This is a genomic window from Cupriavidus sp. SIMBA_020 (genome assembly GCF_046535395.1).
In the GTDB taxonomy this organism is placed as follows: Bacteria; Pseudomonadota; Gammaproteobacteria; order Burkholderiales; family Burkholderiaceae; genus Cupriavidus; species Cupriavidus campinensis.
In genome coordinates this window covers 1-242 of record NZ_JAWRWU010001496.1, presented here as the reverse complement: position 1 = coordinate 242, position 242 = coordinate 1, and the positions used below count along the sequence as shown (strand labels likewise).

At 68.2% G+C, this 242-nt stretch carries 1 protein-coding gene; it reads right to left on the bottom strand.

What is annotated here, in order from left to right; translation table 11 throughout:
* Positions 1-242, bottom strand: a 242-nt coding sequence (locus SB751_RS34575; RefSeq protein WP_410749562.1) for a hypothetical protein, incomplete at both ends; no start/stop codon positions are given.

Here is a 242-nt window from a genome sequence, read left to right as displayed (position 1 = left end):
CTGCGATCAGCACCGCAACGAGGACCGTCACGCCAAGCACATCGAGGCGCAGCTTCCACCGCACAATCTTGCGCCCCACCACCGAACACCCAAAGCAATACGTCGCCCCCGCCGCCAACGCCGCGCAGCCCGCGCCCACGCCGCCAAAGCGCGGCGTAAGCACCCAGCTCAGCAGCGCATTCAACGCCAGCACCAGCGCCGCCGCGCCGTCGGAAATAGGCGAGCAATCCGTACGGCGCAAC